The organism is Burkholderia sp. E168m15 (assembly GCF_016586105.1).
GTDB classification, from domain to species: domain Bacteria; phylum Pseudomonadota; class Gammaproteobacteria; order Burkholderiales; family Burkholderiaceae; genus Burkholderia; species Burkholderia orbicola.
The window spans coordinates 41,362-49,996 of the sequence record NZ_BCPO01000160.1; the positions used below are offsets into that span (position 1 = coordinate 41,362).

General features: G+C 68.3%; 7 protein-coding genes, 2 pseudogenes and 1 riboswitch. Of the genes and pseudogenes, 3 read left to right on the plus strand and 6 right to left on the minus strand.

Translation table 11 applies throughout. The annotated features are described in order from the left end of the window. The first annotated feature begins 74 nt into the window (after positions 1-74). Positions 75-632: a GNAT family N-acetyltransferase gene (locus JMF86_RS23585; RefSeq protein ID WP_226292293.1), complete on the plus strand. Its 558-nt coding sequence runs from the start codon at positions 75-77 to the stop codon at positions 630-632. A gap of 158 nt (positions 633-790) precedes the next feature. Continuing rightward, the gene (locus JMF86_RS23590; protein ID WP_011548221.1) at positions 791-1,504 is read left to right on the plus strand and encodes a riboflavin synthase; all 714 of its coding nucleotides are present in this window, start codon (positions 791-793) and stop codon (positions 1,502-1,504) included. A gap of 18 nt (positions 1,505-1,522) precedes the next feature. Here JMF86_RS23590 and JMF86_RS23595 read toward each other — a convergent pair whose 3' ends face one another. The 5 genes from JMF86_RS23595 to JMF86_RS23615 form a co-directional block, all read right to left on the minus strand. Continuing rightward, positions 1,523-2,101 carry a hypothetical protein gene (locus tag JMF86_RS23595; protein WP_012338504.1) on the minus strand — a complete coding sequence of 193 codons (579 nt, stop codon included), beginning with the start codon at positions 2,099-2,101 and terminating at the stop codon, positions 1,523-1,525. 86 nt (positions 2,102-2,187) lie between these two features. Next, positions 2,188-3,429, minus strand: coding sequence for a voltage-gated chloride channel family protein (locus JMF86_RS23600; RefSeq protein ID WP_011548223.1), 1,242 nt, complete (start codon positions 3,427-3,429; stop codon positions 2,188-2,190). 79 nt (positions 3,430-3,508) lie between these two features. Continuing rightward, a riboswitch (Fluoride riboswitch) is annotated at positions 3,509-3,613 on the minus strand. Between the two features lie 79 nt (positions 3,614-3,692). After that, complete coding sequence (locus JMF86_RS23605; protein WP_006479514.1) at positions 3,693-4,712, minus strand: chemotaxis response regulator protein-glutamate methylesterase; 1,020 nt, start codon at positions 4,710-4,712, stop codon at positions 3,693-3,695. Beyond that, positions 4,709-7,018, minus strand: coding sequence for a hybrid sensor histidine kinase/response regulator (locus JMF86_RS23610; protein ID WP_011548224.1), 2,310 nt, complete (start codon positions 7,016-7,018; stop codon positions 4,709-4,711). Before JMF86_RS23610 ends, JMF86_RS23605 begins: the two co-directional genes overlap by 4 nt. Further along, positions 7,015-7,716 carry a chemotaxis protein CheW gene (locus JMF86_RS23615; RefSeq protein ID WP_011548225.1) on the minus strand — a complete coding sequence of 234 codons (702 nt, stop codon included), beginning with the start codon at positions 7,714-7,716 and terminating at the stop codon, positions 7,015-7,017. The genes JMF86_RS23610 and JMF86_RS23615 overlap by 4 nt, the downstream gene beginning before the upstream one ends. A gap of 44 nt (positions 7,717-7,760) precedes the next feature. On the opposite strand from JMF86_RS23615, the pseudogene JMF86_RS23620 reads away from it, so the two are divergent. Beyond that, positions 7,761-8,123 (plus strand): annotated as a pseudogene (locus JMF86_RS23620) (RNA-guided endonuclease InsQ/TnpB family protein); the annotation flags it as partial. A gap of 63 nt (positions 8,124-8,186) precedes the next feature. Here JMF86_RS23620 and JMF86_RS23625 read toward each other — a convergent pair. Continuing rightward, positions 8,187-8,635: pseudogene (locus JMF86_RS23625) on the minus strand (MCP methyltransferase); the annotation flags it as partial.

Sequence of the window (8,635 nt, forward strand, 5' to 3'; positions counted from 1 at the left end):
AGGCAGGTCGTCACATGACCCGGCGACATGGCTTCAATCGCCGGGTCATGCCGGCGATCCGATTGGCGTGGTCGATGCACGACGAGGAAATGATGCTGCAACCGGACGAAACCCGTATCGAATCGAATCGCCTTTGGCTCACACCATTCTCGGCGAAAGACGCGGATGCGACGCTTGCATGCATTACGCCGTCGCTGACTCGCTATATGGGCTGGGACCCTCCGGCCAACAGGGAAAGTTTCGATCGCATCTGGCAGACGTGGCTGCACGCACAAACCGACGGCACGGACTACGTGTTCGTGATTCGACAACGCGACGGTGGATCCTTCCTCGGCCTGGTGGGGGTTCATCACGTCAAGCAGGCCATCCCGGAATTGGGCGTCTGGATCCGCGAAGATCGGCATCGCGAAGGGATCGGACGAGAGGCGGTCAGGCTCGTCGTGGAATGGGCGTGCTCGACGCTCAACGTTCAGCGCTTCAACTATCCCGTCGCCGAAGAGAACCATCCGAGCCGACGTATCGCCGAGTCCCTCGGCGGCACTGTAACGGGCCATAGCGAGACCTCGAAATTCGTGTCGGTCATTTATCAGATACCGGCCCCGGTGACATGCGAAAGCCCGGGGCAGGCGTAAGCGGCCGACTCGTGACGATCGATCTTGTGCGCAGTGGTCCTGCCCACGGCCGGGGCTTTCACGAAAGCGGCCTACCGCCGCCAGCCTGCCATCGTCACGCGCCTCTCCCGCGGATCACTTATCATGTCGGCCAGGCAATTCGCGACGAAAGGCAGATCATGTTTACAGGCATTGTTCAGGGTGTTGGCACCATCGACGCCATCAAGGATCACGGCGAGCTGAGAACGTTCAGCATCGCATTCCCCGAGCGGTTCACCGACGATATCGAGATCGGCGCGAGCGTGTCGGTCGACGGCGTGTGCCTGACCGTGACGACCATCCATTCACCGGTGCTGATCGACTTCGACGTGATGCTGCCGAGCCTGCGGATCACGACGCTGGCCGACCTCGCGACCGGCGCGCGGGTCAACGTCGAGCGGGCCGCGAAGGACGGCGCGGAGATCGGCGGGCATCCGCTGTCCGGTCACGTCGATTTCACGGGGACCATCGCGCACATCGCGTCGTCCGAGCACAACCGGATGATCCGCATCGGCGTGCCGGCCGAGTTCAAGCGCTATGTATTCGCGAAAGGCTACATCGCGATCAACGGTTGCAGCCTGACCGTGTCGGACGTCAATCGCGACGAAGGCTGGTTCGACGTCTGGCTGATTCCCGAAACGCGCCGCGCGACCACGTTCGATGCGAAGGGCGTCGACGACAAGGTCAACATCGAGATCGAGCGCAGCACGCAGGTCGTCGTGGACACGATTCGCGAATCGGTCAAGGAAACGCTCGGCGAATTGAACGGTGTCGTCACCGCGCTGCTGGCGGAAAAAGGCATCGATATCGAAGAACTGCTGGCGCGCAACGTCGCGCGGCTGCCGAAGCAGTAAAGGCTGATTAAGCGCGTGCTAGGTGATCCGCTGGATCACTGAGTAACGGCTACCGTCCGAAAACACCTCGACCCACGGTTCCGATGCCTCGAATGTCCAGAGGACGAGCTCGCGATCGTCGAGTTCGTCGTCCTCGGGCCACGGCATGTTCCATCCGCCCGCGACGGCCACCACGCCGCCCGTGTAGAGCGGGCATTGCGCCATCCATTCGCGCTCGTAGTCGTGCGCGGCCGCGCCCTTGAAGTTGCCGTTGAATCCCCAGTCGCGCTGCCAGCCGTGTGCGTCGAGGTACGCGCCGATCGCGGCGGAGCCGAAGCGGAACACCGCGTCGACGGACGGAAGCGACATCGCATCGGATCGGCACAGCGGGCGGTCGGAACGGACGGGTTGCGTGGCAGTCTCCACGCGGCCCGACGTGCCGCTTTCGTCGAGACACACGTTCAGCCAGACGCCGTCGCGCTCGACGGAGATACACAACGCGCCGGCATCAACCCCATGCCAGTAGCCGGTGACGGGTTCGCCGTCGTCCGCGAAGCGGTACTGACGGCTCGGCCTCGCAAGCCGTTTTGCTTCGGTCAGGAAATCGTCCAGTGTCATGGGATGTCCGTCAGTCGTTTTGCATCCTGGGTATCGCATGGAACCGCCGCGGTCGAGCGACATCATCCGCGGCCGCACGCCCTACCTCACTCCGCCTCTCCCTGCGCCCCCTTCCCCACCGCCACGCGCTGCGCGCGATAAATCCCCGCGTGCCCGGAAAACAGATACGCGACGACGCACGCGACGATCGCATACACGCCGATATCCGCGCCGAACAGTTCGATCGCCATGATCGTCGACGCGATCGGCGTGTTCGCCGCGCCCGCGAACACCGCGACGAAGCCGAGCCCCGCGAGCACGGGCACCGGCAGCGCGAGCACCTGGCCCAGTGCATTGCCGAGCGTCGCGCCGATGTAGAACAGCGGCGTCACTTCGCCGCCCTTGAACCCCGACGCGAGCGTGACGACGGTGAACGCGAACTTGCCCGCGAAATCGTAAAGCGGCAGCGGGCCGTGAAACGCGGCCTCGATCGTCGGGATGCCGAGGCCGAGGTACTGCGGCACGTTCAGCACGGTCGCGGCCACCGCGACCAGCAGGCCGCCGAGCACCGGCTGCAGCGGCGCATGGCGGATCACGCGGCGAAACCACGCGGTCAGCGCATGCGTCGCGAACGCGAACAACCGCCCGACCACGCCGAACGCGATGCCGGCAACGACCGTCACGGCGAGCCCCGTCGCCGATACGGCCGGCACGAACGGAATCGCATAGGCCGTGTGATGAACGCCCCACGCGCGGCACACGACGTCCGCGACGATCGCCGATGCAACGCAGGTCAGCAGCGCGTCGTACCGCAGGCGTCCGATCGCGAGCACCTCGAGCCCGAACACGGCACCCGCGAGCGGCGTGCCGAACACCGACGCGAAGCCGGCCGCGATGCCGCCCATCAACAGCACGCGGCGATGCTCGCGATCGAGCCGGAGCACGTGCGTGATGCGATCGGCGAGCGCGCCGCCCATCTGCACGGCCGTGCCCTCGCGGCCGGCCGAGCCGCCGAACAGGTGCGTGACGACGGTCGCGACGAGCACGAGCGGCGCCATCCGCTTCGGCACGAGTGCCTTCGGGTCGTGAATCTCGTCGATCAGCAGGTTGTTGCCGCGCGCGACCGACTGGCCGAACCGATGGTAGACCCAGCCGGTGGCGAAACCGGCGGCCGGCAGCCCCCACAGCAGCCACGGATGCGCGACCCGCGTGCCGGTCGCCCAGTCCAGCGCGATCAGGAACAGCGCGGAAGCCGTGCCGGCGAGCGCGCCGAGCAAGGCTGAAAGCGCGAGCCAGCGGCACACGTAGCGCACGGTCGCGAAAAGATCGGCAGAAGTGGTGAAAAACATGATTTCCAGATTCGACGGGATATCAAAACCTGGGCGGCAGAATACCGCGTGGACGGCCTGCGACCTCCTGACGACCCAGGAACACGCAGGCATCATCAGCCGGGCAAACCGGCGGTTGAGGGCCGCACCGCGCGCGCCATGCGCCGGAACGACCGCAGGGAGGCATGCCATCTCCGCAGGCCGCAATTGTACGCGACGCCTCGCCACGCACGCAATGCAGCCGCCGGCACACCCCGAAACGACGGCGTCTGCCCGATGCACGGTCAGTCGCGCGATGTCAGTGCGATCCGCGCGATCAACTGGGGCGCGATCTGGTCGAGCGGCAGGATCGCCGACGCCGCGCCGATCGCCGCCGCGGCCTTCGGCATCCCGTACACGGCGCTGGTCGCCTGGTCCTGCGCGATCGTGTAGCAGCCCTTCGCCCGCATCGCCTTCAGGCCGAGCGCGCCGTCGCGTCCCATGCCGGTCAGCAGCACGCCGAGCGCATCGCCCTGCCAGCCGTCCGCGACGCTGTTGAAGAACACGTCGATCGACGGCCGGTACGGCGTTTCGGCCGGATGCCGCGTATAGCCGAGCACGCCGCGCGGCGACAGCATCAGATGGTCGTTGGTCGCCGCGAGCAGCACCGCACCGGCCTCGGGCACGCTGCCCTGCCGCGCGACGCGCACCGGCAGCCGCGTATAGCCGTCGAGCCATTCGGCCATGCCGTACGCGAATGCCTGGTCGACGTGCTGGACGATCACGATCGCCGCCGGAAAATCGGCCGGCAGCGCGCGCAGCAGCGCGGTGAGCGCGGTCGGGCCGCCCGCCGACGCACCGATCGCGACGAGCGTCGGCTGTCCGCGCGTGGGGGCCGGCCCCGGTGGCACAAGCGCCGTGGTGCGGCTTTCGAGCAGCCGGCCGATCTGGTCGATCTTCGCGAGCAGCGCCTGCGGCGATGCGTCGGTCGACAGCCCGAGCGCGAGCGTCGGCGTGTCGACCGCGTCGAGCGCGCCGGCGCCCATCGCCTCGTACACCGACGACGTGTTCGCGCTGACGCTCGCCGTCACGATCAGGATCGCGCACGGCGCGCGTGCCATGATCCGGCGCGTCGCGGCGACGCCATCGACCTTCGGCATCACGAGGTCCATCAGCACGACGTCGGGCGGATGCGCGACGCAGAAATCCACCGCCTCGTCGCCATCGGTCGCGACCCACAGCACGCGATGATCCGCGCGCAGCGCGATCACGCGGCGCAGTGCCTCCACGGCCAGCGGCAGATCATTGACGATACCGATGTTCATCCGCGCGCATCTCCGATCAGGTCGTGCACGGCATCGAGCAACGCCTCGTCGTGGAAGCTGCTCTTCGCGAGGTAGTAATCGGCGCCGGCGTCGAGCCCGCGGCGGCGATCCTCGTCACGATCCTTGTACGACACGATCATCACCGGCACGCGCTTGAGCATCGGGTCGCCCTTGATCAGCGTGACGAGTTCGATGCCGTCCATGCGCGGCATGTCGACGTCGGTCACGACGAGATCGAACGCATCGCTGCGCACCGCGTTCCACCCTTCCATCCCGTCGACCGCGACCGTCACGTCGTAGCCGCGCTTTTCCAGCAGCTTGCGTTCGAGCTCGCGCACCGTCAGCGAATCGTCGACGACGAGCACGCGGCGGCGCCGGTCGGCGAGCGCGAGCTGCGGATCGCGCGTGAGCCGCGCGAGCTGGCCGCCGCGCACGAGCTTGTCGACCGAGCGGATCAGGTCCTCGACGTCGACGATCAGCACCGGGTCGCCGTTCTCGAGCAACGCGCCGGCCGCGATGTTCTGGATCTTGTGCAGGCGGCTGTCGAGCGGCTGCACGACGAGCATCCGCTCACCGAGGAAACGGTCGACCGCGACGCCGTACAACTCCGGCTCGCCGCCGACGACCACGACCGCCGTGCTCGCGCGCGCCACGTCCGGTTCGCCCGCATCGAGCAGCTGGTGCGCGGCGACGAGGCCCACGCGCCGGCCGTCGAACGGAAAATGCGGCTGCCCTTCGAGCACGTCGATGTCGTCGTGCGCGAGTTCGAGCGTGCGGCGCACGTGCGCGAGCGGGAATGCATAGGGTTCGCCGCCGACTTCGACGAGCAGGCTGCGGATCACCGACAGCGTGAGCGGCAACTGCAGCACGAAGCGCATGCCGGCCCCCGGCTCGTTGAAGATCCGCACCGCGCCACGCACGCCGCGCACCATCTCCTGCACCGCGTCGAGACCGACGCCGCGGCCCGATACGTCGGTCACCGCATCGCGCATCGAGAAGCCCGGCAGCAACAGGAATTCGAGCAATTCCGGATCGGACAACCGCGCGGCCGTCTCGTCGTCGGTCAGGCGCTGGCGCACGACGGCCGCGCGCAGCGCGTCCATGTCGACCCCCGGCCCGTCGTCGATCACGCTGACGAGCAGCGAGCCGGCGCTGTGGCGCGCCTCGAGCGTGACGCTCGCCTCGGCCGGCTTGCCGCGCGCGTGGCGCGCGTCGGGCGAATCGACGCCGTGGTCGATCGCGTTGCGCAGCAGGTGGCCGAGCGGCGCGTCGAGCAGGTCGAGGATGTCGCGATCGACCTGCGTGCCTTCACCGACGATCGAGAAACGCACCTGCTTGCCGAGCGAGCGCGCGAGATCGCGGACGATGCGCGGATACGCGCGCGTCGCATCGCCGAACGGCCGCATCCGGCATTGCAGCGCCTCGTCGTACAACTGCTCGGCGATATGCGTGCTGCGCCGCTCGAAGCGGTCGAATTCGTCCATGCGCTCGGCGAGCGAGCGTTGCAGGTCGTTGAGCATGTGCCGCACTTCGTTCATCGACGCGAGCATGCCGGCGTCGAGATCGTCGGCGAACTGCTCGACCATCAGGTCGAGCGAACGGGCTGCGTCGCGCTGCGCGCGCTTCACGCGCAGCATCGATTCGGCGAACGGCTTGAGCCAGCGCGATTCGACCAGCGATTCGCCGGACAGGCTCAGCAGCCGGTTCAGCGTATCGGCGCGCACGCGGCGCATCGCGCCGGCGCCCGACACGCGGCCGGCCTGGGCCGGATGGGGCACCGCGCCCGACACGGCGAGCGGCGGCACCGCGGCACTGGCCCCGACCGGCTCGTTCGCGGCGCCGTCGTGATCGCGATACGGCGCGAACGACGGCGGCACGGGCGGTGGCGCGGCGGCCGGCGCCTGTATCGTCTGCGCGCCGTCGGCGCCCGTCAGCGCCGCCGCGAACACGTCGATCTCGGTCTGCGACACGGGTTGCCCCTGCGGATCGCCGACCCGCACCAGCAAATCGACGCCGGCCAGCAGCACGTCGACGTGCGTGGCCGTCAGCGCGATCGTGCCGGCCTGCGCGGCGACGAAGCATTCTTCCATCCGCCCGGCGATCTCGACGCCGAGCGGCACGCCGACGATACGCGCGGCGCCCTTCAGCGAGTGCGCGGCGCGCATGCACGCTTCGAGCGCGACGGCATCGGGCTCGCCCGATTCGAGCGCGAGCAGCCGCTCCGACAGCGCCTGGGTCTGCGTGCGCGTCTCCTCGCGATACAGTTCGAGCAGCGACAGGTGGCTCAGGTCGTCATCGCCGCTCATCGCATGCTCCTTGTCACGGCGTCGAACAGACGATCGTCGTCGAGCAGCCCCACCGACTTGCCACGCCACGACAGCACGCCGCGCGACAGGCCGGCGCTCGCGCGCCCGACCGTCGCCGGTACCGGCACCCAGTCGGAGGCGCCGAAGCGCAGCACGCCCTCGACTTCGTCCACCGGGAATACGACCGGTTCGCCCTGGTGCGCAGCCACCAGCAGCCGCGTGAAACGGCCGTCGTCGCTGCCGCTGCCGGCCTTGCCGGCATCGAGGCCGAGCAGCGCGCCGATCGAGATCGCGATGCGCAGCGTGCCGCGGATGTTCACCACGCCGCGCACGGCCGAATTGCGGCGATGCGGCAGCGAATGGATCGGGCGCGTGCCGGCGATCTCGCGCAGCACGCCGATCGGCAGCGCGAGCCATTCGTCGGCCACCCGGAACGCGAGCGCCGCATGGCGCGCCACGCCGTCGTCGTCGCTCGCGTGTGCCGTGCCGAACGCGCTCATCCGGCGCGTGACGTCGGTCATCTCGGCCACGTCGAGCGGACGCTCGAGCAGCTTGGCCGCGTTCGACGCGTAGACCGGGCAGTTCAGGCAGCGCAGGCAGTCGTTCAACCGCTCGCACGAGCGGTCGCCGCGCGTGCCGATCCGGTTCCAGCAATCGTCGACGTCGAGCGTCGCGTCGTCAGTGGCGGCGCGGTTCATCAGAATTTTCTCCGAGAAACTCCGCCATTGATGGCGGGAAGGACGATCTGGTGCGGCGCTTCGATTACATCGCGGTCGGCAACGTGTCGGCCGCAAAACTCGCCAGAACCAGGATGGCGAAGAGCGTCTACGACGCATCCTGGTCGTCCTTCCGACACAAGCTTCGCTACAAAGCGATCGCGCACGGGGCCACGTTCGAGGAAGTCGACGAAAGCGGTTCGACCCAGTCCTGTTCGTCGTGCGGATCGAAAGACAGCACGACGCGGCCGAAAGGTATCGCGGGACTGAGAATAAGAGAATGGGCCTGCAGTGACTGTGGTGTCGAGCATGATCGTGATATCAACGCTGCGCTGAACATTCTCCGATGCGGACGTGCATCGCCAGGTGTGGGAATCCTCCGCCTTTAGGCGGTGGAGGACGTCAAGCGTTCCTCTGGTCATCGCGGTGTCGGTCCCATTCCCGTCGTCGTGTCAGCCGGCCGAACGCCGGGCGCGTTCGAGCAGCCATTGCGCGCCCGCACGATCGCCGCCGACGTCGAGCAGCGTCGCGAGATGCGTCAGCGCCTCGTGATGCGTGGGGCGCAGGTACAGCGCCTTGCGGTAGAAGTCGCTCGCTTCCGCGGCGCGCCCGCGCGCATCCGCGATCAGTCCGTTCAGGTAGAACGCATCGGCATGCGGGCCAACGCGCGCTGAGAACTGCGCGAGCACGCGCTCGGCCTCGTCGAACGCGCCCGCGTTCGCCAGCGCCTGCGCATCCTCCAGCGTCGGCGCCTCGTCGAGCGTCGGCGCGATACCGTCGTTGGCCGGTGCGGCCGCCGCCGCGGCGGCCACCGCCAGGTCGGCCCGTGCGTCGATCGCAGCCGTCGTCACGGCCGGCGGCGGCACCGCAAACGGCTGACGCACGTCGCCGAGCCAGGCCG